The organism is Actinomadura sp. 3N508 (genome assembly GCF_044326375.1).
Taxonomy (GTDB): domain Bacteria; phylum Actinomycetota; class Actinomycetes; order Streptosporangiales; family Streptosporangiaceae; genus Spirillospora.
On sequence record NZ_JBIRAX010000011.1, the window covers coordinates 236,604 to 259,732 of the forward strand.

The following is a 23,129-nucleotide window of genomic DNA, read 5'->3' on the forward strand; positions in this document are numbered from 1 at the left end:
CATGGAGATGATTATCGGCCACCAGTGCCCGATCGGGCACTACAGCGGGCTGTACCACCACATCGGCGGCCAGCTGTATCGGCTTGGACGCCCCGCCGAAATAGCGTCCCCGACCATGAAATCAACACGCCTGATCCCCGCCCTCGCCCTGATCGCTCTCTCCACCGCCGTCGCGCCCCTGTCCGAAGCCGCCGCCTCACCCCCGCCTCTCGACTGGAAACCATGCGCCCAAGGCCCCGACGACGCCGAAGGCATGAATCTCGACCAGGCAGGCGCACAGTGCGCGGAACTCACCGTCCCGCTCGACCACTCCAGGCCGGGCGGACGCACCATCAAGCTCGCGCTGTCGCGCCTACCGGCCACGGACCGCGCCCATCGCATCGGCACCCTGATCCTCAACAGCGGCGGCCCTGGCGAGCCCACGCTGTCCATGCCCCTGGAGACGGCCGCGGCCATGAAGAACGTAGCCGCCCGGTACGACGTCGTCGGCCTGGACCCGCGCTTCGTCGGGCGCAGCACACCGCTCGACTGCGGCTGGCCCATCGGGCTGTTCCTCCGCTCGGCGGGCGCGACCCGCGCCGGCTTCGACCACCAGGTCGCGGTGCAGCGCGACCTGGCCGAACGCTGTGCCCAACGGCACGCCGACGTGCTCCCGTACGTCAACACTCGCGACACGGCCCGCGACATCGACCTGGTGCGCCGCGCCCTCGGGGAGCGCCGGATCTCCTTCCTCGGCTACTCCTACGGCGCCTACCTGGGCGCGGTCTACACCCAGATGTTCCCTGGGCGCACCGACCGCGTCGTCCTCGACAGCGCCGGTGACCCGAGCAAGTGGGGCCCCAGAGCACTACAAGGCACCGAAGATGAGGCGGATCGCGCGCTGCGCGGCTGGGCGGCCTGGGCCGCGGAACGCCACAGCACCTACAAGCTCGGCCCCACCCCGGCCCGCGTCCTCGCCACCGTCGACAGGATCGTGGCCGCCTCAGCAGACCGCACGCTGCGCGTCGGCCCCCACGAGCTGGACGACCAGGTCATCCCGTACCTCCTCGCCAATGGCTCCGGCAACGACAGCCCCTCGTCCCGCGCGGACTTCACGGCCACCATCCAGCTCCTGGACGAGGCCGCCCACGGCCGCGAGGTCAGCCCCGGCCCGGACCTCGACGGATTCCTCCGCTTCGTCCTGACCCCCGCTGGATCCTCACTGGCCAGCCCGGTGGCCGCGATCACCTGCGGCGACCGCGCCGCGCCCCGCGATCCCGAGACCTACTGGAACGACATCCAGCGCAGCCGCGCCCGCCATCCCCTCTTCGGCCCTCTCAAGCAGAACATCTGGCCGTGCGCCTTCTGGCCGAACCCGCCGCGCGAACACCCCACCCACGTCGGCAACCCGACTCCTGCGCTGATCGTGTCCGCCACCGGCGACACCGCCACCACCTACGAGGGCAGCAAGGCCATGCACCGCGCACTGACCGGTTCCCGCCTTCTCACCCTGCGCAACACGACCGCCCACGGCATCTACGGCGAGAACGGCAACCCCTGCGTAGACGCCAAGGTCAACGCATACCTCGCCACCGGCACCCTTCCCGCCACCAACCCAACCTGCTGATGGCGCTTCTCAAGAGCCCTCTCGGTCGCCGTGAGGGTTCTTGAGCAATTGCTCGACCTGCTGGCGGCTGTACCGCCGGTGCCACCGGGCGTGCGGACGAAGGCGAGCCATCCATCGCGGGCCCAGTTCAGCACGGTGTCCGAGCTGACACCGAACGCCCTGGCCACCTCCATGGGGGAAAGGAGCTGGTCAGGGCTGAAGTCCCAGCCGTGCAGATGCGTCTTGGCCACTGGAGGATTTCCCTCGGGTTGAATGCCACCGCGACGGCGGGGGAACGGTGTGGGGTCCACATTCCGCAGCGCGAGCATGACCCGCGCGTGCTCGATGCGGGCGGACGCGCGGTTCCGCTCGCTGCTGCACGAGCGGCTGGAAACCGTCCAGCACTTCGAGGGGCTGTGCACTGAGACCGGCATTCGGGCGCCACGCCTGCTGGACGCGGGAACGGTCGGGGAACCGTGGTGGGCTGTCCTGGAACGCCTCCCCGGCACCCATGCGGACTACCCGACACCCGCACGTCAGCGAGAACTGGGCCGCCAGCTCCGGCTCTGGCACTCCCGGCCGCCCCGCGACGGCCTGCGCCTGGACGCTCCCGGCGCGCTCGGCGTCCCGCTGGGCTGGGCACGGACCGCCGTCTCGGACGCCTACCAGGACATCGCGGAGCACTTCGCCGCGGCCTGCCGGGGGCTCCCCATGGCCGCGATCCACGGCGACGTCGCGGTGTGCCACAACACGCTGTTCGACGGCGACGTCCTGACAGGGCTGCTCGACCCGGGCACGACCGAGTCCGGACCGCCGATGATCGACCTCGCCTGGTCCCTGGCCATCGACATGCCACGCGGCGCAGACCCAGGCCCGCTCATCGAGGGCTACGGCACAGATCTGGACGTGAGCATGTCCGCCGCTCGGTGCGTACCGCGTGCCGAGCCGTCCTGTCGTGGACGACCTGGTCTGACCGATGGCTGTTTGCTGTGGACGGGCGCGTCAGTCGACTGGGGTGTCTAGCCATTGGCCGTCGCGCATGACCGTGCGTCCGGCGAATTCGTGGAGGCCGTTCCAGACCTGGATGCGCGTTGGGTGCAGGCATAGGTAGACGAACGTGCCCTCCGGGTAGGTGCGAGGGTCTGTGGAGACCTTGGCGTAGCGCTCGGCGATGTCGGCGGCGATGTCGGGGACGTTGATCAGCGTGGCGCTGGTGTCGATCATGACGACATCGGCGGTGTCGCCGAGAGCGACCCGCGCTTGTGGGTGGCCCTTGATGTTGGCGACGGTGCGGCTCTTCACGAAGGTCGCGGTATTCAGAGCCGAACCGTCCCAGGCAAGGGCCACGGGGATCAGATGCGCACCGTGGCCGTCGCTGCCGGTGGCCAGCCACATCTGGAAGCTGGATTCGAGTCGCTTTCGAGCAAAGGCCTGCCGCTCGGCCAGGCTGCGCGAGACCGGGATCGAGGCGATTTCTACGTCGGCGTGCATGACGCTCCTCCTTCACGTGGGGCCTTGTTGGGGCTTTACCTCTAGACGCATGGCGCTGCGCGCGTTTCGACACATCGCCGGACCTTTTCCACTGTCCGAACCGGCCGCAAGGTCATTGAATGAGGGGTATGGAGGCCGGGGCGTCCGGGGCGGTGCCCGCGACGGCCTCGGCGTTCGTCGTCGGGCTCAATGACGGGCCGGGACGGCACCGTCCACGCCGGTGACGTGCACAGCCTCCAGCTCCACCTGACGCCGCTCGGTGCGTACCGGGTGCTCGGCGTGCCGATGCAGGCGCTGAGCGGCGGCGCGGTGGACCTCGCCGACGTGCTCGGCCGTCCCGTGGTGGACGAGCTGGTCGAGCGGCTCGCGACCACCGATGACTGGGACGCCCAGTTTCGGCTGTTCGGGCAGACGCTCGGCGAGCGCACGGCCGCCACGGCCCCGCCGGACCCGGCGGTCGCGTGGGCGTGGCGGCGGCTGAGCCGGTCCGGGGGCGGCGTCGGGGTCGGTGAGCTGGCCGCCGAGCTGGGGGTGAGCCGCCGGCATCTGACCCGCAGGTTCCATCACCAGGTCGGCCTGCCGCCCAAGAGCCTCGCGCGGGTCCTGCGCTTCCGGCGGGCCGTGCGCCTGTACGCCGAGATGCCGGGACGGTCCTGGTCGCGCATCGCCGCCGAGTGCGGCTACTACGACCACGCGCACCTCGACGCCGACTTCCGCTCGCTGGCCGCCTGTACCCCCACGGAATTCGTGACCAGGTCAGATGGGTTCTCGCTTCCGTCCTGAACGGCCCGTCCCAATTTTCCAAGCCTTGCCGGTGTGCGCGTCCTTAGCGTCGCGCTATGCCCCTCACCCTCCGTGCGGCCGTTGCCGTCTCCGTTCTCGCCGCCCTGCTCCCGAACGCGGCGATGCTTCTCGATCAATTCGCCGGAGCGCCGCTGCGCACGGCGTTCTGGCCCCTCATGTGGTCGGCGGCGCTGCTCTTCTTCGCCGCCATGGCCGACCGGCAATGGGGACGGACGATGCTCGCGGTGCAGGCCGGGCTCACCGTCCTGATGTCGTCGACACTCGTGTTCGCCGAGCCGGGCGAGCTGGACACCCTGGAACGGACGGACGCCGCGGTCAGGCTGGCGCTGGCGAGCGCGGCGGGCCAGATCATCGCCGCGGCGCTCGCATGGCTGCCGCCGTCCACGGCGTACGTGCGTGGTGCCCGTAGCCGGGAGCTGTCCCCGAGGGTGCGCAAGATCGTGCTGGTCGTCCATGTGACGAGCTCGGTCGGGTGGCTCGGGATCATCACGGTGCAGGGCACGCTCGGCATCACCGCCGTCACCGCCGACGACCCCGGCATGGCGGGGGCCATGTTCACCGCCATGCTGTTCATCGACGCCGTCTTCCTCGGCCCGGCCGCGTTCCTCGCCCTCTTCTCCGGCATCGTGCTCGCCGCCGGGACCCGCTGGGGCCTGCTGCGCCGGTGGTGGGTGGCGACGAAGTTCGTCCTCATGCTCGTCCTGATGGTGTTGCCGATCAGCGCCTGGCAGGCGGTCCCCGTCGACGGCCACGCGCTCGTCGAGGCCGGACGTCCGATGGCGGACATCCGCGACGCGCTCGGCGCCACCCCGTACCTCGCCATGATCTCCCCGGTGCTGGCGCTGTCCGCGGTCATCCTCTCGACCACCAAGCCCTGGGGCCAGACCGCCCTCGGCCGCCGCACCCGCCCGACGCGGGCCCGAAGCGGCGTGTGAGCGACTAGCCGGTGGGGTGCCTTACTGGCTCCAGCGGTTGTACGAGCATGACGCGACCGCATAGGGACCGGTGGAGGTGTTACTGGTGACGACCTTGCCGTCCACCCTGATACGGCAGGTGACCGAGCCGCGTTCGCCTGAGTTCTGGGCATTGACCTGAAGGAGGTCAGAGCCGCCGACGTTCCGGGATTCCGCCTTCCGCCACGGAAGCGGCTGGCCGTTGGCCTGTGAAGGGTCCTTGCCGAACGAGTAGGTGATGTCTGCTCTGGTCGCGCCGCCGGAGCCGCTCGCCTCAAGCGCCACGCGCGTCCGCTTTTCCTCGATCTCGTTGCCGATCTCGTTGCCGAGCGCCACGAAGAAGACGACGACGATCGCTCCGGCCAGGATGCCGATGTAGCCGAGGATCAGTCCCGCGATGGCCATGCCCCTGCCGCTCTGGCCTGTCCGCTTGATCTGCGACAGCGACACGTGTCCCAGGACGACCGCGAGGATGCTTCCGATCCAGCACAGCCAGGTGATGCCGAGGACCAGCGACGCGATGGCCAGCGTGTTCGTGCCGTCCGGACGCGGTTGCCCGCCTGGTGCCCCGGGTGGCCCTCCCCCGTACGCCCCGCCCGGCACGGACATGACAGCCTCCCAAAGATCAGAACTATCGCGGACCGTTACCCTCGGCATCGAGTTTTCACACTCTGTTACTGGGCGCGTCGTGTAGGGGGCCGATTCCGTCGCTTGAGCTGGGTAGTCGACGATGGGGGTAGTGGGACGCGGAGGAGGGGGAGCGGTGGAGAGCAATCCTGTGCTCGTCGAGGTGGAACGGTCCGGGTTCGTGGAGTCGCGGCATCGCGGCGCGGCCGTCGGGCTCGCCGCCGACGGGACGGTCGTGGTGCGTGCGGGCGATCCCGATGTGCCGATCTTCCCGCGTTCGGCGAACAAGCCGGTGCAGGCCGTCGCGATGCTGCGGGCGGGGCTCGATCTGGACGGCGAGCTGCTCGCGCTCGCCGCCGGGAGCCATTCGGGCGAGGACTTCCACGTCGAGGGGACGGAGAAGATCCTCGCCGGGGCCGGGCTGGGCGCCGATGACCTGCGCTGCCCGGAGAGCTGGCCGCTCGACCCCGAGACGCAGCAGGACGTCGCCCGGAGCGGCGGCGGGGCGTCAAGGCTGCGGATGAACTGCTCCGGCAAGCACGCCGCCATGCTCGCCACGTGCGTCACGGTCGGCTGGCCCACCGAGTCCTATCTTGAGGCCGGGCATCCGCTGCAGGTCGTCATCCGGGAGACCGTCGAGGAACTGGCCGGGGAGCCGGTCGCGGCGGTCGGGGTCGACGGGTGCGGGGCGCCGTTGTTCGCCGTTTCCACGGTCGGGGTGGCGCGGGCGTTCCGTGCCCTCGTGCTGGCCGGGCCCGAGACGCACGAGGGGCGGGTCGCGGAGGCGATGCGGACGCATCCGCAATGGACGTCCGGCACCCGGCGCGAGGAGCGGCGGCTGATGGACGCCGTCCCCGGCCTGCTGGTCAAGTGCGGTGCGGAGGGCGTCGACGCGTTCGCGCTGCCCGGCGGCCGGGCCGGTGCCGTCAAGATCGACGACGGTGCGATGCGGGCCCGGACGCCCGTCACCGTCGCGCTGCTGCGCGCCCTCGACGTCCACGAGGGCGCGGACGACGGAGCGCTCGGCGAGCTGTCGGTGGTCGAGGTGCGCGGGGGAGACGGCGTCGTCGGCGCGATCCGTCCCGCCCCGGACGTCTTCGGCCGCTAGGCGGGGCCGCGGCTCTTCGGCTCCTCGTCCTTGAGCTCCTCGAACTCCGACCTGAAGATCGTCTGCTCGTACATGACGCCGTCCGGCCACGGGTTCTTCGGCTCCCGGCCGGGCTGGGGGTTGTCGCGGCGGAACTCCTCCCACTGCGACTCCCGGCTCGGCGGGTAGCTGTGCGAGAACATGCCGGGCCGGTAGGTGTAGGTGCCGCCCTGCTCCATCCCGCGATGGTTGTGCTGGTCGTTGCGGCGCTCGGGGTGGATCTTCCGGGATGACGCCAGCACCGTCATGGACAGGCGTCCGACCAGCGCCATCACGGCGACGACGGGGATGATCCACGCCCACCAGTGGGCGCCGCGCGGGGCCGTCTCCGCCAGCACGGGGCTGGTCAGGGCGGGGTCGGCCAGGATCGTGGCGAGCATGTCGGACCACCTCCCGGTGGTGTATCGGCCTGGGCACGGGTCAATTAGGGATGTGTCCGCTTATTTACGCGTTAACCCCGTTTGGTGTTGGTTCGGGGGTACTGCCGGTGTTTCCGCCGACCGCGCGGTCGCGTCCGGCCGCCAGTCCGGGCAGCGTCATGACGGCGCAGGCCAGCAGGACGGCGGTCATCGGGACGGTCCAGCCGTCGGTGGCGTCGTGCAGGGCGCCGATCGCGAGCGGGCCGAGCGCCGCGATGACATAGCCGACTCCCTGCGCCATCCCGGACAGCTGCGCCGCGACCCGCGCGTCGTGCGCGCGGAGCCCGATGAACGACAGCGCGGTCGCGAACCCGAGTCCCTGCCCCAGCCCGAGGACGACCGCCCACCCCCACACGGACTCGACCGGCGCCCACGTCACGCCTACGAACCCCAGCAGGGTCAGCGTCACCGTGACGACCACCAGCGGACGCTGGTCGCGCGCCCGCCGGGCCAGCACCGGGAGGGCCAGCGACCCGACCGCCTGGATCCCGGCCGTGAGGGCCAGGGCGAACCCGGCCGTCGCCTCGTCCATCCCGCGGTCCTGGCAGAGCGTCGGGAGCCAGCCGAAGACGACGTACGCCAGCAGCGACTGCAACCCCATGAACACCGTGACCTGCCACGCCAGCCGGGACCGCCACACCTGCGCCGCCACCCCGCGCGCGGACGCCACGGGTGGTGCGGAGCGGGCGGCGTGCGCGGCCCGGCGGGCGCGCGGGAGCCAGATCAGGCCCGCGAGCGCCGCCGGGATCGCCAGCAGGCCCAGCGGAAGGCGCCAGGTCGCGTCGAACGCGTCCTCGATCGGGACGGCCAGCCCGGACGTGATCGACGCCCCGCCCGACACGGCCACCGTGTAGATCGCCGTCACCGTCGTGATCCGCGCCGGATGGTCCCGCTTGATGATCGTGGGCATCGCGATGTTGCCGATGCTGATCGCGACCCCGGCGGCGAGGGAGCCGGCGAACAGCGGGAACGGGGCGTCCAGCAGCCGCAGCAGGAGCCCGGCGACGAGCAGCGCCATCGCGGTGACCAGGAGCGTCTCGCTGCGCGGCGGGCGGCGGAGGAACGGCGCGACGAGCCCGTAGGAGCCGAAGAAGACCAGCGGCAGCGTGGTGAGGGCCCCGGCCGCCGTCCCGGACAGGCCGAACTCGTCCCTGATCTCGGTCAGCACGGGCCCGACCGTCGCGATCGCGGGCCGGAGGTTGACCGCCACGAAGACGATCATCAGCAGGGCGGCGACCGTCTCCGCGCGCCGGTGCCGCCGGGTGGGCGCCTGCGTCACCGGTCAGCCCGCGACGCCGGACGCCCGCCGGGGACCGGGCGCCCGCCGGGGACGGGACTCGAATCCACCGGAACCTCCCAAAGACGACGCCTGACATCGTACTTGGCCGGATCCGGACGGCCCCGTCGCGGGGACCCGCGGCGACCGCCGGGAGGGGTCTCGGCGATCACCGCGGGCGCGGACAACGCCCGCCGGACCGGGGTGTGGGGCATGGGAACCGGATCCGGCGGGCGTCGCATCCTGGGGGCGCGCGCCGTCAGCGAGCCGTCAGCGGGACGGCGGGGACGCGGGCGGGGGCCGGGGCGGGACCGGGTCACGGCTCGTCCGCTGCGACGGGCTGCCCGCGATCACCCCGCCCTGGACGGGGCCGCGATGCGGCAGCCCGGAGGCGCGCCTCGGCCGGTGCGGCGGCCGCTGCGCCGCGACCAGCGTCACCACGACCCACCCGAGCACCGCCACGAAGATCACCGCCGGCCCGATGGCCAGGAAGAGCGCGTCCCCGAGGCGCGTCGAGTCGGCGAGGACGGAACTCGCGAGGACGGAGTCCGCGGGGGAAGGGCCTGCGAGGTCGGGGCTGGGGAGCATGAGGAACACCTCCTCGCCTCAGCCCTTACCCCTCGTCAGCCCCTTAACCGCCGGCCTCCGTTTCGGCGGGCCGTCAGCCTCCGTTTCGGTCGCCACGCGGTGCGGAACGGGGCCTCACAGGCCCCGGGACTGGGAGATGGAACCGGAGGTCGCGAGCGTGAAGGTGCGCATCGACTCGGCGAACTTCGACAGGTCCCATTCGGCCGGGCCCTCGTACCAGTACAGGTTGTCGGCGCCCTCGGCGCGCTCACCCGCGTCCTTCACCGTCTCGGCCCACTTCGGGACGGCGTCGAACACGACCGCGTACGGCAGGAACCGCGAGAACAGCGCGATCCGCTGCCGGGACTCGACCGCGGCGCCGTCCGGGATGGCGCCGCGCTCCAGGAACGCGCGGAAACCGATGGTGTGCGCGAGGACCGTGGCGCCGCGCGCCGTCTTCGCCGGCATGTACTGGCCGCCGTACGCCAGCGCCGCGCCCGCGATGATCAGCGCGAGCCCGGCGAGGGCCCATTCGGTGGTGAGGGCGAGCGCGACCGTCCCGGCGACGCCGAGCAGGGTGATCAGGATGCCCGCGACCGTCCACCGGGACCGGACGGTGTCGGGCCGCCGCGCGAACCAGCCCTGCTTCACCACGTCGTCGTACATCGCGGACCTGACCTGCGCGAGCTTCGTCGCGAACGTCCCGCCGAGTTCCGACAGCTTGACCGCGTCGCGGCCGGTGCCGTCGGGGGCGGTGAGCAGCGCGTCCAGCAGGATCCGCTCGTAGGGGAGCAGATCGACGACGGGACGGCCCAGGCGCCGCAGCGTCCAGTCGAGGCGGCCGGAGGTGGCCCTGTCCTCCTCTTCGATCAGCAGGTAGCCGCGGACGGCGAGGTCCACGATCGTCGCGGTGACGTCGATCACGTCGGCCTGCTCGTCGATCAGCGTGCCGATCTGGCCGGGCCGGACCCCGTCCGGCGGCTCGAACTCCGCCCCGGCGAGCGGCGGATGGTCGCCCTCGGCGGCATGCTTCCCCACGACGCGGGCGTCGCGCCCGCGGAGCATGTAGAGCGCGGCCAGCCCGCCGCCGAGCAGCACCAGCAGCCCGACGAGCGCGCCGCCGGTGACCGCGTTGACCGAGAACGCCGTCGCGATCGTGTGGCGCCGCTCGTAGAGGGCGTGGCCGCCGGTCGTGCCCGCGGGGAGGCCCGCGACGACCGTGAGGTACTCGCCGGGCAGCAGCCCCTGCTCCGCGAAGACGCCCTGCGTGTGCGTGTGGTTCGTGTAGTACTGCGTGCAGCCGATCGTGCTGCCGATCGGCCCGGTGAAGCAGTTCACGTTGCGGATGGCCGCGCCGCCGTCGACGGTCGCGCGCGCCTCGTCCACCGGGACCTTCCAGCCGCCGATCACCGGCCAGCGCAGCTCCTCCGCCGCCGCGCCCATCCGGGTGATCGCGCCGCGCACGTCGTACTCCAGGACGATCGTGCGGTTGCCGGTCAGCTCCTGGTCACCGCTCACCGAGACGATCGTCGTGATGTCCTTGCCGGTCGAGCCGACCCTGGTGGGCCCGCCGTCCGGGCTGCTCGCCCGCAGGTTCTCGATCTTGTAGACGCGGTCCTCGGTGAGGCTCTCGTGGTCGCGGGTCGGGAATGTCCGGTCGAAGCCCTTGCCGCCGTCGAAACGGTAGACGATCGTCTCTCTCACCCGGGTCACACCGCCCTTACCCGTGGTGAGGACGGCCTCGTCCTTCAGAACGCGTTCCGCCGCGGCCGCCTGGACCCGCGCCGGTTCCGCCGCGGAGGCGGAAAACCAGGTCGGGGCCGACAGAACGGCCGTTGCCGACAGGGCACCCGATACCACCGCAACCACCGGCCGCAACCGGAACAACGCCGCAAGAGCAGACATGGCCGCAAATGGTATCGGGAATGCGTGCGATGATGACCTGCTATGGCAGGTCAGTACCCCCCGCCGCCCCCCTCGCGGCATCCGGCGCAGCCTTACGGGCAACCCGGTTACGGGCCGTCCGGCCACGGTCCGCCGGGTCACGGGCACCCCGGATACGGGCCGCCCCCTGCCTACGGCCCGCCGGGACCGCCCGGCCCGCCGCGCCCTCCCGGGCCGCCTTACCCGCCGCCCGGCCCGTACGGGCAGCCGCAGTACCGGTACGTCCCGATGCGGCCAAGGCCGCGCCGCAGCGCCGGCGGGACGATCGCGGGCATCTTCGGCGGCCTCACCGCGATGATCGTCCTCGGGATCCTCGGGCTCACCCTCTTCGCCGGGCAGGACGGCCTGTCCGGCACCCGGACCACCACCTCACCCGACGGTCGGACGTCCCCGCGTGCGCAGGCCACCGACAGCAAGCTCTACAAGACGGGCGCGCTGACGCCGGTGAACTGCACCGTGCCCCGCATCCAGCCGAGCGCCGAGTCCATGCGCCGCTTCATGGACGCGCTGAGCGACTGCCTGGACGCCTCCTGGACGAGGCAGTTCGAGAAGGCCGGGATCGCGTTCCAGAAGCCCGACCGCGTGTTCTGGCTGGAGCCCGGACGCAGCCCCTGCGGCACCTACCCGGCGCCCGGCGCGTCCGCGTTCTACTGCCCGGCCAACAACACGATGTACGTGGGGCTCCGGCACGTCGTGGAGACCTCGGGCGGCGAGCCGCTGTCCCACTACGCGGTGTTCGCGCGGATCATCGCCCACGAGTACGGGCACCACGTCCAGGACCGCGCGGGCATCCTGCTCTACGCCGACCGGCAGATGGAGTCGGGCAGCACCGGCGTCCGCAACGAGGCGAGCCGCCGCATCGAGCTGCAGGCGCAGTGCTTCGCGGGCGCGTTCCTCGGCACGGAGCGCGCCACGCTGCCGATGACGCGGGAGCAGTACAACGCGATGATCATCGACCTGCGGGGCCGCGGCGAGGACCGGCTGCCCCCGGACGAGCGCGACCACGGCCTGGGCCGCCACTACGCGGGCTGGGTCGTCACGGGCTACGACGGACGCCGCCTGACCCTCTGCAACACCTGGACGGCCCCGCCCTCCAAGGTCAGCTAGTGGCCGGGCCCGCCTCCTGCTAGAGGCGGGACAGAGACGGGCCCGGTGCTTGGAGAGCGTGTGATCTGCCGAGCACCGGGTATTCGCCGCCCGGCGGCGTCCGGATGAAGGCCGACGCCAAGTTTCGGCCATGTGAGGGGACTCACCCGGCAAGTGCTAGCTATCGTGCTTGCAATTGCAAGCACGATGACGCAGGGTGGAGACATGGCTGGTTCGAAGGTCGGCTCGATCGGGGAGTACATCCGGGAGCAGCGGACGCGGGCGAAGATCTCGCTGCGTCAGCTCGCGGACGTCTCGGGCATATCCAACCCGTACCTGAGCCAGATCGAGCGCGGCCTGCGCAAGCCGAGCGCCGAGATCCTGGCGCAGATCGCGAAGGGTCTGCGGATCTCCGCCGAGGCGTTGTACGTCCAGGCCGGGATCCTGGAGGCCCGCGAGGCCGACACGGACCTGCAGGCCGCCGTCCGCGCCGACGTCCTCCTCACGGAGCGGCAGAAGCAGGTCCTGCTCGACATCTACGCGTCGTTCCTCAAGGAGAACGAGGCCGACGGCGTCCCGCCGTCCGACTACGCGGCCCCCGACGAGGCCGCCGCTGCGGACGGGCCCGCCGCCGAGCAAGCCATTCCAGAACGAACACCAGAAGGAAAGGAAGAGGTCGGATGACGCTGGCCAGCAACCTGCGAGAGAACAAGGCCGTGTACGCCGTGGCCGGCGCGGGCGACTTCGCGGTGCAGAAGCTCCGCGAGATGCCCGAGCAGATGACCAGGTATCAGGGGCGCGCCCTGGAGACCGCGACGAAGTACCAGGGCGAGGTCCGCGAGACCGTCGACCGCTACCGCGACCAGGTCCGCGGCACCGTGGACCGCTACCGCGGCGAGGTCGCCCGGTACCAGGAGCGCGTCGACGCCAAGGACCTGCCCGGCGCCGCCGTCGCCTACGCGACGCACGTCGGCACCCTGGCGTTCGAGGTCTTCGAGGAGCTCGCCGAGCGCGGCAAGAAGGTCGTCCACCGCGAGGCCGCCGAGGTCGCCGAGATCACCGACACGAAGCCGGCCCCGGCTCCGGCCCGGGCCCCGAAGCCCCGCGCCGCGCAGCAGAAGCGGAACGGCACGCGGACGCGGTCCACGACCAAGAAGAACGGCGCCTGAGCGCGACGTCCGCGAAGAGCCCGGCCGGGTCGCCCGGCCGGGCTCTTTCGCCTTCCCGCCCTCCCGTTCCGGGCTCATCGGTGGACGGCACGCATAGGGTTGGGGTAGTGAGGCCCCGTGTGGGCGACGTGGAATCGCCGTCCGAGACGAGCAGGAGAGCTGATCGCCGATGTCGGACTTCAATGTGCTGGACTACTTCTTCTGGCTGCTGCTGATCATCGCGTTCGCGATGGAGGCATGGGCGCTGATCGACTCGCTGACCGTCCCGGAGAGCGCGTTCAGCGCCGCCGGCAAGTGGCGCAAGAAGATGTGGACGATCGTCCTGATCGTCACGGTGGTCGTCGGCGGCGCGTACGCGGTCGCGCCCGCGGCACTCGGCGCCAGCCCGATCGCCCTGCTGCTCGGCATCCTCCCGGTGGCCGCGTTCATCGCCGCCGCCGTCTACCTGGCGGACGTCCGCCCGGCCGTCGCCCCCTTCAAGAAGCGAAACGGCGGCAACTCCCACTCCGGCCCCTACGGCCCCTGGTAGACCCCGCGGAACATGGACGATTCGACCGCCGCATCACCCTCGAAGACTGAGCGCCGGCCGACCCCTCCGGGCGGTGCAAGGTTTTACTGGGTCTGGACACCTTGATCATCTTTCGTTACGTTGCGGCCCATGAAGCCGATGCGGGCGCTGGCCCGGAAGGTGTCGCTCACCGGAGTGTGCGCGGCGATGATCGCGGCCTCGCTCGCGGTGCCGGGCACCGCGCACGCGGAGACCGCCGAGGGCATGCGCGTCTGGACGGCCGGGCTCGGCTGGCGTGTCACGCCGACCGGATCCGAGGCGCGGTTCCGCGGCCTCGCCGCCGTCGGGCGGAAGGTCGCCTGGCTGGCGGGCAGCGGCGGGACCGTCCTGCGCACCACTGACGGCGGCCGCACCTGGCAGAACGTCGCCCCGGCCGACGCCGCCGGGCTGGAGTTCCGCGACATCGAGGCGTTCGACGCCAAGCGCGCCGTCGTGCTGGCGATCGGCGAGGGCGAGGCGTCCCGCGTCTACAGCACCTCCGACGGTGGCCGCACCTGGACGCTCGGCTTCAAGAACGACGAACCGAAGGCGTTCTACGACTGCATGACGTTCTTCGACTCCCGCAACGGCCTGGCCATGAGCGACCCGGTCGACGGCCGCTTCCGCATCATCTCCACCAAGGACGCGGGACGCACGTGGCGGGTGCTGCCGTCCAAGGGGATGCCCGAGGCCCTGGAGGGCGAGTTCGCGTTCGCCGCCAGCGGCCAGTGCCTGGTGAGCCATGGAAAGCGCGACGTGTGGCTCGCCACGGGCGGAGCGTCCCGCGCACGGGTCTTCCACTCCGCTGACCGCGGCCTCACCTGGACGGTCGCCGACACGCCGCTGCCGTCCGGCGCGTCCATGGGCGTGTTCTCGGTGGCGTTCCGCGACTCCCGGCACGGCGTCGCGGTCGGCGGCGACTACCGTCCGGGCGAGCCGTCGCCGAAGGCCGCGGCCACGACCAGCGACGGCGGCCGGACCTGGCACCCCGCGCAGCGCCCGCCCGCCGAATACCGCTCCGGCGCCGTCTGGCCCCGCTACACGGGCCCGATCGCGATGGCCGTGGGCCCGACGGGCAGCGACCTCACCTTCAACGGCGGACGCACCTGGACGCGGTTCGACGCGGGCAGCTTCGACACCGTCGACTGCGCCCACGACGGCGGCTGCTGGGCGGCCGGCGAGAAGGGCCGGGCCGCCCACCTCACCGTCGACCACCTCGGCTGACGGCCGAGGAGTTCAGGCGAGGACGGAGCCCCGCGGCTCGCGTTCCGTCCCTCCGCGAACCCGGAACACGCCCTCGCCGATCTCCTCAGAGTGCCGTTCCACCAGTTCTCGCATGCTCGCAGGCCACGTTGTGCCCCGATCCCACACGGCACCCGCGAGCACTTCGAGATCCATGTCCTGGAGATGGGAGACGTCCACGCCGGACAGGTCCACCGACGCCGCCTCAAGCGCTGAGGCCACCGCTCGGACCAGGGCGAAAACGCTCTTCGACGTCCAGACGAGCCTGCCGTTGAGGTCGTTCTCGATGACCTCGGAGACCACGCGGGCGTGGTCGCCGAGGCCCCTGACGGGGTAGATGGCGTGGCGAAGGGCGCGGTAGAGGGCCTCGAAGAGCGCGAGCGTCCGGGCGACCGCACGCGTGGAGTTGGGGTCCCGGGCGAGTTCCCCGGCGATGGCGCGGGCGGAGTCGAGGTCGGTGGCCAGGTCGAGGGCGCGGGCGACGGCGCGGGCGGAGTCGAGCTCTCGGGCCAGGTCCCCGGCGGCGGCGCGGGCGGTGTTGGGGTAGCGGTCGCTGACCGTGATGAGCGCTTGCGTGAGCGTCATCAGGTACGTCAGATGCTGGAGATAGGGATCGGGAAGGTCAGCGCGGAGCAGCGCGTCACGGAGTTCGGGGACGCCCTCAGGCATCCGCTTCTGAGTGCGGTGAGTGAGGGCGCGGAGTTCGAGGACGACCAGGTCATCGCTGGGGTCCTCCATGAGCGCCAGCAGGCCGATCGTGGGATCTGTGTGCTCTCGAGCGTGGCGCAGCAGGTCGTCGTGGGCCGCCAGCAGCAGGCGGTCGAGTTCGGTGTCGCTGAGGGCGGCCGGATCGTGGTCGCTCATCGGGCCGTCCCTCCTTCCTGCGCGCGGCTGGACGCCAGGTGCCCGCGCAGCAACGTGCGGGCCTTCGTGCGCAGGTTGCGGACCTTCTGCGTGTCGAGGTCCAGGTGAGCGGCGATGACGCTGTCCGGGTGGCCGTCCAGGGTGAAGGCCATCACCGCGCGCGCCAGGTCGTCGGGAATGGCGTGCAGGGCTTCCAGCACCCTCATCGTCCCGGTCGCGAGGTCGGCCGGGTCGGACTGAGGGCAGGAGCAGTCGGCGAGAAGGCCCTCCAGGCCCGAGACGGTGGGCGGTTCCCGGCGGCGGGAACCGCCGGGGCGGGCGTGGCGGCGCAGCGCGATCGTGCGTATCCAGGCTTCCCGGTTTCCGACCCGCTCCCAGGCCCCGGGCTTGTGCGCGGTGTGCCATGCCTCGATGAACGCTTCCTGGGCGGCGTCCTCGGCGGTTTCGAGGGTGGCCCGGCGGGCGATCATCACGAACCGCACCACCTGCGGGTACTGCTCGGCGTAGAAGTCCAGGAAACGGTCGCGCACCTCGGACACTTTGGCCCCGGGTACCGGGACGGGGTCCGGCGAACGCCGCAATTGGTCTGCGTCGGCCTGACGGGGCGGCGGGTCGTTGCGGGTTTCATCGGGGGTCATCGCCGCCCCGCCCGCTCCGGGCACGGCCGTACCCGACCGCGAGGGGCAGTAAGGCGCTGATCAATCCCAGCACTGCCGTCAGCAGGTTGATCGCCGTGGCGACGGTCATGGGGCTCCTTCCGCCCACGAGGTGTGTCGTCCACCTAGTGGGCGGGGACCGCCATGATCGGTAAGGGTGGGGCTACTTTTTGCGGCCCTTCTTCTTTTCCGGGGGCTTCGGGAGGGGCGGTGTGGGGGCCGCGGGGGCTGCGCCCTGGTTTCGCACGGCCTCTATGGCGGCCTTGGCGGCGGCCGGGTCGAGGTAGTCGCCACCGCGCTTGAGAGGGGCGAAGTCGTCGTCCAGCTCGTAGACGAGAGGGATGCCGGTGGGGATGTTCAGGCCGACGATCTGCTCGTCGGAGACGTCGTCCAGGTGCTTGACGAGGCCGCGGAGGGAGTTGCCGTGCGCGGCGACGAGGACGGTCTTCCCGGCGGCCAGGTCGGGGACGATCGCGTCGTACCAGTACGGGAGCATGCGGTCGACGACGTCGGCGAGGCATTCCGTCCGGGGAATGAGCTCGGACGGGAGTTCGGCGTAGCGGAGGTCGTTGACCTGGGAGAGGGGGTCGTCGTCCTTGATGGGCGGCGGCGGGGTGTCGTAGGAACGGCGCCAGGTCATGAATTGCTGCTCGCCGAATTCCTCACGCGTCTGCGCCTTGTTCTTGCCCTGGAGGGCGCCGTAGTGGCGCTCGTTGAGGCGCCAGGAACGGCGGACGGGGATCCAGAGCAGATCGGCGACGTCCAGGGCGATGTTGGCGGTGCGGATGGCTCGCTTCAGCAGGGAGGTGTGCAGCACGTCGGGGGTGATGTCGGCGTCCAGCAGCAGGTCGCCGCCCTTGGTCGCCTCGCTTTCGCCCTTCGCGGACAGGTCGACGTCCACCCATCCGGTGAACAGTCCTTCCGCGTTCCAGACGCTTTCGCCATGCCTGAGCAATACCAGGGTCGCCATGGGACCAGAGCCTAGCGGCGTCAGGCGGAATCGCGGTTGGCCGGGTCGGCGAAGGAGGCGAAGGCCTGGAGGTTGGCGAGGCTCTCGCCGCGCTTGACGCGCCAGTCCCATTCACGCTGGATGGACGATTTGAACCCGCGTTCCAGCGCCTTGTCGAAGTTCTCGTCGGAGTAGGTCAGGACGCAGCCGAGGAGGCGGTCGATCTCGTCGGGGGAGATGGAGTCGAGGGCGACCCTGCCGACCAGGTGGACGTCGCCGACGTCGTCCAGCGCGAACGCGACCCCGTACATGCGGCCGTTCTTCTCCAGGAGGAAGCGGTAGAAGTCGGCGTGGTTCTCGTCGGGACGGCGGCAGAAGAACGCCTCGACGTGCAGGCTGTGCTCGCCGACGATCAGCCAGGTCATGGTGGCGAGCTTGTGCTGGCCGGGGAGCTTGACGAAGAACGCGTTCGGGCGGGGCTCGTCGAACTCCAGGCCGGTGGCCCGCAGGGTCTTCCTGATGACGTCGACCGGGTCGGGGGCGCTCATGCGGTGACCTCGGCGGCGCGGTGGGCGACGGCGGCGGGGACGGGCGCGGTGCGGATGTCCACGGCTCCGGTATACACCTCCAGCAGGTTGTCGACGGTGGCGTCCCAGCCGAAGGTGTGCGCGTGGCGGACGGCGCCGCGGGCCAGGCGGGCGTGGAGGCCGGGGGCGGCGCGCAGGCGGCGCAGGACGGCGGCGTAGTCGGCGGGATCGTGCCCGGAGATCAGGACGCCGGACTCGCCGTCGTTGACCGCGGTGCGGAGACCGCCCACGCGGGACGCGACGACGGGCGTCCCGCAGGCCTGGGACTCGACGGCGACGAGCCCGAACGACTCGCTGTGGGACGGGACGACGGTCACGTCCGCGGCGCGGTACCAGTCGGCGAGCTCTGCCTGCGGGCTCGGGGGCTCGAACCGCATGACGTCGGAGATGCCGAGGTCGGCGGCCAGGTTCTGCAGCCCCTCGGGACGGCACAGCCCGGATCCGCTGGGCCCGCCCACGACGGCGACGACGAGCTCGCGGCGCAGGGACGGGTCGTCCGCGAGCATGCGGGCGACGGCGCGCAGCAGGACGTCGGGGGCCTTGAGCGGCTGGATGCGGCCGACGAACAGCAGCACGTACGCCTCGCGGGGAAGCCCGAGGCGGCGACGGGCCGAGCCCGTGCGGTGCGGGAGGAGGCCGGTGCTGTGCGCGATGCTCGCGCCGTGGGCCAGCCCGGTGCCGTGGTCCACGGCCGGCTCGGGGTGGAACAGCGACAGGTCCACGCCGGGGCTGACGGTCGCGACGCGCGACGGGTCGGCGCCGTACAGGTCCACGAGCTGGCGGGCCTCCTCGGCGGTGTTGGCGACGAGCTGGTCCGACGACGCCACGACCTGCTCCTCGCCCAGCACCCGCTCGGCCGGTTCGGGCTTGTCGCCGTCCGCCAGCGCGGCGTTCTTCACCTTCGCCATGGTGTGCATGGAGTGGACGAGCGGGACGCCCCACCGCTGCTTCGCCGCCCATCCGGCCTGACCCGAAAGCCAGTAATGGGTGTGCAGGAGGTCGTAGTGGCCGGGCTCGTGGGCCGCTTCGGCGCGCAGGATGCCGGACGTGAAGCCGCACACGTGCCGGGGGAGCTCCGTCTTGTCCAGCTCCTCGAACGGCCCGGCGATCACGTTGCGGACGAGCACGCCGGGGGCCAGCTCCACGACGGGCGGCATGGCGCGGCACGTGGCGCGGGTGAAGATGTCCACCTCGACGCCCCTGGCGGCCAGGCGCTTGGCCACCTCGACGATGTAGACGTTCATGCCGCCCGCGTCGCCCGTACCCGGCTGGTCGAGGGGGGAAGTATGAACACTGACCGTCGCAACTCGGTTGATACGACGCGACACCGGACACCACCTCCGGTAGTGCAACCTATCGACCGCGTTACCTGTTCCCTCAACATGGGTGACGATCGTGACTTCTCGCCACGGTGACGGACTTCACCGGCGGCCCCCCGCCCCCTCTTGCGCCGGTACCTGGAAGGCTGGGGACATGCGCAAGACCGCGGTAGTGACCGGAGCGAGCAGCGGGATCGGAGCGGCCACGGCCAGGCGCCTGGCGGCGGAGGGGTTCAACGTCGTGCTCGCCGCGCGGCGCCGGGACCGGCTGGACGCCCTCGCCAAGGAGATCGCCGAGCGCGTGCCGGGCGCCGCGAAGATCGCGCCCGTCACCCTGGACGTGACCTCCCAGGAATCGGTGGACGCGCTCGCCGAGGCCGTCAACGGCTGCCACGTGCTGGTCAACAACGCCGGCGGCGCCCTCGGCCTCGACACCGTCGCGACCGCCGATCTGGACGAGTGGCGGGCGATGTACGAGAGCAACGTGCTCGGGCTCGTCCGCGTGACGCAGGCGCTGCTGCCCAAGCTGATCGAGAGCGGCGACGGCCATGTCGTCAACATCACCTCGCTGGCGGGGCACGTCCCGTACGAGGGCGGCGGCGGGTACAACGCGGCCAAGTTCGCCGCCTACGCGGTCAACGACGTGCTGCGGCTCGAACTGGTCGCCGAGCCCGTCCGCGTCACCGAGATCGCGCCAGGGCTGGTGAAGACGGAGGAGTTCTCGCTGGTCCGGTTCCACGGGGACGAGGAGAAGGCCGCCAAGCCGTACGAGGGCGTCCCAGAGCCCCTGGTGGCCGACGACGTGGCCGACTGCGTCGCGTGGGCGGTGACGCGTCCGTCGCATGTGAACATCGACCGGATCGACGTCCAGCCGCGCGTGCAGGCCGCGCCCCACAAGCTGCACCGCGAATAGTCACCGGGTGGCGGGGGCGACCGCCGTCCAGGGAAGGGTGACCTCGCCGAGCCGCCACCGGTTCCTGCCCCCGTGGGGCGGACGGGTGAGGACGGGATGCGTCCGGGCGAGGAGGGCGACCGCCGCCACCCAGCGGGCGCGCGGGCCGAACGCGGAATGCGGGGCCGCCGTCGCCCAGCAGCGATCGAACGCGGTCAGCAGCGCGTGCACGGGCTCGCCCGGCACGTTCCGGTGGATCAGCGTCTTCGGCAGCCGTTCGGCCAGGTCGGACGGGCGTTCCAGGGTCGGCAGATGGGCCGCGAAGGTGATCGTCTGCGGGCCGTCCCGGGTGAGCGTCGCCCAGACCGCGCGGCGGCCGATCTCGTCGCACGTCCCCTCGACGAGGACGCCGCCGGACGGGTCGAGGCGCGCGGTCAGCTCGTCCCAGGCCCGCCAGGCCGCCGCTTCGTCGTACTGCCGCAGCACGTTGAACGCCCTGATCAGGACGGGCGGCCGCGGAACCGGCAGCTCGAAACCGCCGCGCCGGAACGACAGCCCGTCGAGCGGGCCCGTCCGGGCGAGGAGGGCGAGCCCGGCGGCCACCCGGCCGGGGTCGATCTCGATGCCGACGACCTCCAGGCGCGGCGACACGGCGCGCAGCCGGGTGTAGAGCTCGACCGTCGTGACCGGCGACGCGCCGTACCCGAGGTCGACGGCCAGCGGGCGCGGGCCGGACCGCAGCGGACCGCGCTGGGTGGCGGCGATCCAGCGGTCCACGCGGCGCAGCCGGTTGGGGGCGGTCGTGCCGCGGGTCACCTCCCCCCGCGGCCGCTGCATGGGGGGCACCGGCCAATTCTTCCGCGTCGACCGCGATGCCCGGTACGCCATCTTCCGCTGGGCCCGGCGGCTGAACGAAATTCTGTTCGGGTCTGTACGGGGCCCGGTGGGACGGTGGATCCTGGCGGAATGCCCGATATGCAGGCCCTCCTCGCCGACCTGGCCGCCGAGGGCGCCTCCCTCGACGCCCTGGTCGCGCCGCTGCCCGCCGCGCGCTGGGCGGACGCGACCCCGGCCGAAGGGTGGACGATCGCCCACCAGATCGCCCACCTCGCCTGGACGGACGCGCAGGCCACCGTCGCCGCCACCGACCCCGCCGCGTTCGCGAAGCTCGTCGAGCAGGCCCTGGCCGCCCCGGACGACTACGTCGAGGCCGGGGCCCGGGAGGGCGCGGCCGAGGATCCCGCCCGCCTCCTGGCCCGCTGGCGCGACGGACGGCACCGCATGGCCGCCGCGCTCGCGACCGTCCCGTCTAGGCACCCGATCCCGTGGTTCGGGCCGCCGATGAGCGTGGCGTCGATGGCGACGGCGCGGCTCATGGAGACGTGGGCGCACGGCGAGGACGTCGCCGACGCCCTCGGTGTACGGCGGACGCCCACGCACCGCCTCCGGCACGTCGCGCACATCGGCGTCCGGGCGCGCGACTTCGCGTTCCGCAACCGCGGCCTGGAACCCCCGGCCGACGCGTTCCACGTCGTCCTGGAGGGGCCGGGCGGCGAGGAGTGGACGTGGGGCCCGGCGGACGCGGCGCAGTCCGTCACCGGCCCCGCGCTCGACTTCTGCCTGCTGGCGACGCAGCGGCGGCACCGCGACGACCTGGCGCTCACCGCCGTCGGCACGGACGCCGACCGCTGGCTGGACGTGGCGCAGGCCTTCGCCGGACCGCCCGGCCCCGGCCGCGCGCCGGCGAACCCCTGAGTGCCCGGTCACGTTCAGGCGGCCCGATCACGGACATGTCTCCGGGTATGACGATTCTCATCGCCTATGACGGGTCCGACGACGCGCGGGCCGCGGTCGGGTACGCCGCCCGCCTGGTCAGACCGGAACCGGCCGTGGTCATGACGGTGTGGGAGCCGCTGCTGATGCAGGTCGCCTGGGCGCCGCTGGCGGCGGCGACGCCGCTGGCCGGTGACCCCGGGCCCGGCGAGAAGTTCGAGGAGGAGCGGCAGGCCGAGCGTCTCGCTCGGCAGGGCGCCGACCTCGCGGCCGCCGGCGGGCTGGCGGAGGTGACCACCCGCACCGAACGCGGCGCCGGACCCGTCTGGGCCACCATCGTGGACGTCGCCGACCAGCTGGACGCGTCCCTCCTCGTCACCGGTTCCCGGGGCCTCGGGCGAGCCCGGTCGGTGATCCTGGGGAGCGTCTCGACCAGTGTTCTTCGTCACGCAGGCCGCCCGGTCCTCGTCGTCCCGCCGCCGAAGGAGCAGGACTGACCGAGCAGGGCCCTGCCGTCAGGGCGTGCCGATGGCGCGTTCGAACGCGGCGTAGGCGTCCGGCGTGAAGAGGACGAACCGCGCGTCGGTCACCTTGCTCGGCGTCGAGCGGACCGTGCCGACGGCGATGCGGGCCGCGTCGTCCATGGGCCAGCCGTAGATGCCCGCCGACACCGCGGGGAAGGCGATCGACTCGACGCCCAGCTCGTCCGCCACCCGCAGCGACTCCCGGTAGCAGGAGGCGAGCTGGTCGGAGCGGTCTTCGGCGGCCGAGTAGACGGGGCCGACGGTGTGGATCACCCATTGCGCGGGCAGCCGCCCGGCGGTCGTCGCGACGGCCTGCCCGGTCGGGAGCCCGCCGCCGTACTGGGCCGCGCGCAGCCTGCGGCAGTCGTCCAGGATCTCCGGGCCGCCCTTGCGGTGGATCGCGCCGTCCACCCCGCCGCCGCCGAGGAGGGAGGAATTGGCCGCGTTCACGACCGCGTCCACGTTCTGCTCGGTGATATCGCCCCGGACGAGAGTGATCTTCATGTCCGCCGTTCCTCTGCTGTGGCCGGAACCCGTCAGAAGAGAAGAATTCTCCCCCGCGCCGTGCGCGAAACGCGTTCGGTTGCTTCCCGGCGGTACGCTCATGGCGGACGGGACTACTGGGGTGGGACGCCCGTCCGATTCGTCCGGCTGATGCCGTGGGGGGCGCCCGAACGGGAGGGCCGGGCGTGACCGCCAGATGACCGA

General features: G+C 72.0%; 26 protein-coding genes. 13 read left to right on the top strand and 13 right to left on the bottom strand.

Annotated elements, in window-relative coordinates; all coding sequences use genetic code 11:
- The first annotated feature begins 1 nt into the window (after position 1).
- Together ACH34S_RS33290 and ACH34S_RS33295 are read left to right on the top strand one after the other, a co-directional pair.
- A complete protein-coding gene (locus ACH34S_RS33290; protein ID WP_395956833.1) occupies positions 2-1,606 on the top strand; it encodes an alpha/beta hydrolase in 1,605 nt (534 codons plus the stop codon).
- A gap of 279 nt (positions 1,607-1,885) precedes the next feature.
- The gene (locus ACH34S_RS33295; protein WP_395956834.1) at positions 1,886-2,608 is read left to right on the top strand and encodes a phosphotransferase enzyme family protein; all 723 of its coding nucleotides are present in this window, start codon (positions 1,886-1,888) and stop codon (positions 2,606-2,608) included.
- On the opposite strand, the gene ACH34S_RS33300 is transcribed toward ACH34S_RS33295, so the two are convergent.
- On the bottom strand, positions 2,588-3,076 hold the full coding sequence (locus ACH34S_RS33300; RefSeq protein ID WP_395956835.1) for a hypothetical protein: 489 nt from the start codon (positions 3,074-3,076) through the stop codon (positions 2,588-2,590). The two genes, ACH34S_RS33295 and ACH34S_RS33300, sit on opposite strands and share 21 nt — an antisense overlap.
- Positions 3,077-3,265: 189 nt before the next feature.
- Here ACH34S_RS33300 and ACH34S_RS33305 point away from each other — a divergent pair, with 189 nt between their 5' ends.
- Both ACH34S_RS33305 and ACH34S_RS33310 read left to right on the top strand, forming a co-directional pair.
- The gene (locus ACH34S_RS33305; protein WP_395956836.1) at positions 3,266-3,859 is read left to right on the top strand and encodes a helix-turn-helix domain-containing protein; all 594 of its coding nucleotides are present in this window, start codon (positions 3,266-3,268) and stop codon (positions 3,857-3,859) included.
- 56 nt (positions 3,860-3,915) lie between these two features.
- On the top strand, positions 3,916-4,815 hold the full coding sequence (locus ACH34S_RS33310; RefSeq protein WP_395956837.1) for a hypothetical protein: 900 nt from the start codon (positions 3,916-3,918) through the stop codon (positions 4,813-4,815).
- 21 nt (positions 4,816-4,836) lie between these two features.
- Here the strand turns inward: ACH34S_RS33310 and ACH34S_RS33315 are convergent, their stop codons facing one another.
- The gene (locus tag ACH34S_RS33315) at positions 4,837-5,442 is read right to left on the bottom strand and encodes an MmpS family transport accessory protein (protein ID WP_395956838.1); all 606 of its coding nucleotides are present in this window, start codon (positions 5,440-5,442) and stop codon (positions 4,837-4,839) included.
- A gap of 154 nt (positions 5,443-5,596) precedes the next feature.
- On the opposite strand from ACH34S_RS33315, the gene ACH34S_RS33320 reads away from it, so the two are divergent.
- Positions 5,597-6,568 carry an asparaginase gene (locus tag ACH34S_RS33320; RefSeq protein ID WP_395956839.1) on the top strand — a complete coding sequence of 324 codons (972 nt, stop codon included), beginning with the start codon at positions 5,597-5,599 and terminating at the stop codon, positions 6,566-6,568.
- Here ACH34S_RS33320 and ACH34S_RS33325 read toward each other — a convergent pair.
- The 4 genes from ACH34S_RS33325 to ACH34S_RS33340 form a co-directional block, all read right to left on the bottom strand.
- On the bottom strand, positions 6,565-6,987 hold the full coding sequence (locus ACH34S_RS33325) for a hypothetical protein (protein WP_395956840.1): 423 nt from the start codon (positions 6,985-6,987) through the stop codon (positions 6,565-6,567). The genes ACH34S_RS33320 and ACH34S_RS33325 overlap by 4 nt on opposite strands.
- Before the next feature lie 64 nt (positions 6,988-7,051).
- Positions 7,052-8,305: a CynX/NimT family MFS transporter gene (locus tag ACH34S_RS33330; protein WP_395956841.1), complete on the bottom strand. Its 1,254-nt coding sequence runs from the start codon at positions 8,303-8,305 to the stop codon at positions 7,052-7,054.
- A 267-nt stretch (positions 8,306-8,572) separates the two neighbouring features.
- Positions 8,573-8,890, bottom strand: a complete 318-nt coding sequence (locus ACH34S_RS33335; protein ID WP_395956842.1) for a hypothetical protein — start codon at positions 8,888-8,890, stop codon at positions 8,573-8,575.
- Positions 8,891-9,004: 114 nt separating this feature from the next.
- Positions 9,005-10,774 carry a DUF2207 domain-containing protein gene (locus tag ACH34S_RS33340; protein ID WP_395956843.1) on the bottom strand — a complete coding sequence of 590 codons (1,770 nt, stop codon included), beginning with the start codon at positions 10,772-10,774 and terminating at the stop codon, positions 9,005-9,007.
- A 42-nt stretch (positions 10,775-10,816) separates the two neighbouring features.
- On the opposite strand from ACH34S_RS33340, the gene ACH34S_RS33345 reads away from it, so the two are divergent.
- The 5 genes from ACH34S_RS33345 to ACH34S_RS33365 all read left to right on the top strand — a co-directional run bounded on the left by ACH34S_RS33345 (position 10,817) and on the right by ACH34S_RS33365 (position 14,839).
- On the top strand, positions 10,817-11,920 hold the full coding sequence (locus ACH34S_RS33345; protein ID WP_395956844.1) for a neutral zinc metallopeptidase: 1,104 nt from the start codon (positions 10,817-10,819) through the stop codon (positions 11,918-11,920).
- 204 nt (positions 11,921-12,124) lie between these two features.
- A complete protein-coding gene (locus tag ACH34S_RS33350) occupies positions 12,125-12,583 on the top strand; it encodes a helix-turn-helix domain-containing protein (protein ID WP_395956845.1) in 459 nt (152 codons plus the stop codon).
- On the top strand, positions 12,580-13,068 hold the full coding sequence (locus ACH34S_RS33355; RefSeq protein WP_395956846.1) for a hypothetical protein: 489 nt from the start codon (positions 12,580-12,582) through the stop codon (positions 13,066-13,068). Before ACH34S_RS33350 ends, ACH34S_RS33355 begins: the two co-directional genes overlap by 4 nt.
- A 169-nt stretch (positions 13,069-13,237) precedes the next feature.
- The gene (locus ACH34S_RS33360) at positions 13,238-13,597 is read left to right on the top strand and encodes a DUF2516 family protein (protein ID WP_205717850.1); all 360 of its coding nucleotides are present in this window, start codon (positions 13,238-13,240) and stop codon (positions 13,595-13,597) included.
- A 129-nt stretch (positions 13,598-13,726) separates the two neighbouring features.
- Positions 13,727-14,839, top strand: coding sequence for a WD40/YVTN/BNR-like repeat-containing protein (locus ACH34S_RS33365; RefSeq protein WP_395956847.1), 1,113 nt, complete (start codon positions 13,727-13,729; stop codon positions 14,837-14,839).
- Between the two features lie 12 nt (positions 14,840-14,851).
- Here the strand turns inward: ACH34S_RS33365 and ACH34S_RS33370 are convergent, their stop codons facing one another.
- The 5 genes from ACH34S_RS33370 to ACH34S_RS33390 all read right to left on the bottom strand — a co-directional run bounded on the left by ACH34S_RS33370 (position 14,852) and on the right by ACH34S_RS33390 (position 19,241).
- Positions 14,852-15,721, bottom strand: coding sequence for a hypothetical protein (locus tag ACH34S_RS33370; RefSeq protein WP_395956848.1), 870 nt, complete (start codon positions 15,719-15,721; stop codon positions 14,852-14,854).
- Entirely contained in the window at positions 15,718-16,251 is a 534-nt protein-coding gene (locus ACH34S_RS33375) for an RNA polymerase sigma factor (RefSeq protein WP_395956849.1), read from the bottom strand. Before ACH34S_RS33375 ends, ACH34S_RS33370 begins: the two co-directional genes overlap by 4 nt.
- A gap of 289 nt (positions 16,252-16,540) precedes the next feature.
- Entirely contained in the window at positions 16,541-17,347 is an 807-nt protein-coding gene (locus tag ACH34S_RS33380) for a phosphoglyceromutase (protein WP_395956850.1), read from the bottom strand.
- A 20-nt stretch (positions 17,348-17,367) separates the two neighbouring features.
- Positions 17,368-17,874 carry a YbjN domain-containing protein gene (locus ACH34S_RS33385; protein ID WP_395956851.1) on the bottom strand — a complete coding sequence of 169 codons (507 nt, stop codon included), beginning with the start codon at positions 17,872-17,874 and terminating at the stop codon, positions 17,368-17,370.
- Entirely contained in the window at positions 17,871-19,241 is a 1,371-nt protein-coding gene (locus ACH34S_RS33390) for a glycosyltransferase (RefSeq protein WP_395956852.1), read from the bottom strand. The genes ACH34S_RS33385 and ACH34S_RS33390 overlap by 4 nt, the downstream gene beginning before the upstream one ends.
- A 145-nt stretch (positions 19,242-19,386) precedes the next feature.
- On the opposite strand from ACH34S_RS33390, the gene ACH34S_RS33395 reads away from it, so the two are divergent.
- Positions 19,387-20,145 (top strand): SDR family NAD(P)-dependent oxidoreductase, encoded by a 759-nt coding sequence (locus tag ACH34S_RS33395; RefSeq protein ID WP_395956854.1) that lies wholly within the window; start codon positions 19,387-19,389, stop codon positions 20,143-20,145.
- On the opposite strand, the gene ACH34S_RS33400 is transcribed toward ACH34S_RS33395, so the two are convergent.
- On the bottom strand, positions 20,146-20,961 hold the full coding sequence (locus ACH34S_RS33400) for a class I SAM-dependent methyltransferase (RefSeq protein ID WP_395956855.1): 816 nt from the start codon (positions 20,959-20,961) through the stop codon (positions 20,146-20,148).
- Between the two features lie 129 nt (positions 20,962-21,090).
- On the opposite strand from ACH34S_RS33400, the gene ACH34S_RS33405 reads away from it, so the two are divergent.
- On the top strand, positions 21,091-21,879 hold the full coding sequence (locus ACH34S_RS33405) for a TIGR03084 family metal-binding protein (protein WP_395956856.1): 789 nt from the start codon (positions 21,091-21,093) through the stop codon (positions 21,877-21,879).
- A 47-nt stretch (positions 21,880-21,926) separates the two neighbouring features.
- A complete protein-coding gene (locus ACH34S_RS33410) occupies positions 21,927-22,394 on the top strand; it encodes a universal stress protein (protein WP_395956857.1) in 468 nt (155 codons plus the stop codon).
- Between the two features lie 18 nt (positions 22,395-22,412).
- Here the strand turns inward: ACH34S_RS33410 and ACH34S_RS33415 are convergent, their stop codons facing one another.
- Positions 22,413-22,925 carry an O-acetyl-ADP-ribose deacetylase gene (locus ACH34S_RS33415; RefSeq protein ID WP_395956859.1) on the bottom strand — a complete coding sequence of 171 codons (513 nt, stop codon included), beginning with the start codon at positions 22,923-22,925 and terminating at the stop codon, positions 22,413-22,415.
- Positions 22,926-23,129: the final 204 nt, after the last annotated feature.

Excerpts from the sequence above, each read along its gene's own strand:
- ACH34S_RS33290 (WP_395956833.1), top strand. The coding sequence starts at position 2 with ATGGAGATGATTATCGGCCACCAGTGCCCGATCGGGCACTACAGCGGG.
- ACH34S_RS33300 (WP_395956835.1), bottom strand. The coding sequence starts at position 3,076 with ATGCACGCCGACGTAGAAATCGCCTCGATCCCGGTCTCGCGCAGCCTG.
- ACH34S_RS33305 (WP_395956836.1), top strand. The coding sequence starts at position 3,266 with ATGACGGGCCGGGACGGCACCGTCCACGCCGGTGACGTGCACAGCCTC.
- ACH34S_RS33310 (WP_395956837.1), top strand. The coding sequence starts at position 3,916 with ATGCCCCTCACCCTCCGTGCGGCCGTTGCCGTCTCCGTTCTCGCCGCC.
- ACH34S_RS33315 (WP_395956838.1), bottom strand. The coding sequence starts at position 5,442 with ATGTCCGTGCCGGGCGGGGCGTACGGGGGAGGGCCACCCGGGGCACCA.
- ACH34S_RS33325 (WP_395956840.1), bottom strand. The coding sequence starts at position 6,987 with ATGCTCGCCACGATCCTGGCCGACCCCGCCCTGACCAGCCCCGTGCTG.
- ACH34S_RS33335 (WP_395956842.1), bottom strand. The coding sequence starts at position 8,890 with ATGCTCCCCAGCCCCGACCTCGCAGGCCCTTCCCCCGCGGACTCCGTC.
- ACH34S_RS33340 (WP_395956843.1), bottom strand. The coding sequence starts at position 10,774 with ATGTCTGCTCTTGCGGCGTTGTTCCGGTTGCGGCCGGTGGTTGCGGTG.
- ACH34S_RS33345 (WP_395956844.1), top strand. The coding sequence starts at position 10,817 with ATGGCAGGTCAGTACCCCCCGCCGCCCCCCTCGCGGCATCCGGCGCAG.
- ACH34S_RS33350 (WP_395956845.1), top strand. The coding sequence starts at position 12,125 with ATGGCTGGTTCGAAGGTCGGCTCGATCGGGGAGTACATCCGGGAGCAG.
- ACH34S_RS33355 (WP_395956846.1), top strand. The coding sequence starts at position 12,580 with ATGACGCTGGCCAGCAACCTGCGAGAGAACAAGGCCGTGTACGCCGTG.
- ACH34S_RS33360 (WP_205717850.1), top strand. The coding sequence starts at position 13,238 with ATGTCGGACTTCAATGTGCTGGACTACTTCTTCTGGCTGCTGCTGATC.
- ACH34S_RS33365 (WP_395956847.1), top strand. The coding sequence starts at position 13,727 with ATGAAGCCGATGCGGGCGCTGGCCCGGAAGGTGTCGCTCACCGGAGTG.
- ACH34S_RS33370 (WP_395956848.1), bottom strand. The coding sequence starts at position 15,721 with ATGAGCGACCACGATCCGGCCGCCCTCAGCGACACCGAACTCGACCGC.
- ACH34S_RS33380 (WP_395956850.1), bottom strand. The coding sequence starts at position 17,347 with ATGGCGACCCTGGTATTGCTCAGGCATGGCGAAAGCGTCTGGAACGCG.
- ACH34S_RS33385 (WP_395956851.1), bottom strand. The coding sequence starts at position 17,874 with ATGAGCGCCCCCGACCCGGTCGACGTCATCAGGAAGACCCTGCGGGCC.
- ACH34S_RS33395 (WP_395956854.1), top strand. The coding sequence starts at position 19,387 with ATGCGCAAGACCGCGGTAGTGACCGGAGCGAGCAGCGGGATCGGAGCG.
- ACH34S_RS33400 (WP_395956855.1), bottom strand. The coding sequence starts at position 20,961 with ATGCAGCGGCCGCGGGGGGAGGTGACCCGCGGCACGACCGCCCCCAAC.
- ACH34S_RS33405 (WP_395956856.1), top strand. The coding sequence starts at position 21,091 with ATGCCCGATATGCAGGCCCTCCTCGCCGACCTGGCCGCCGAGGGCGCC.
- ACH34S_RS33410 (WP_395956857.1), top strand. The coding sequence starts at position 21,927 with ATGACGATTCTCATCGCCTATGACGGGTCCGACGACGCGCGGGCCGCG.
- ACH34S_RS33415 (WP_395956859.1), bottom strand. The coding sequence starts at position 22,925 with ATGAAGATCACTCTCGTCCGGGGCGATATCACCGAGCAGAACGTGGAC.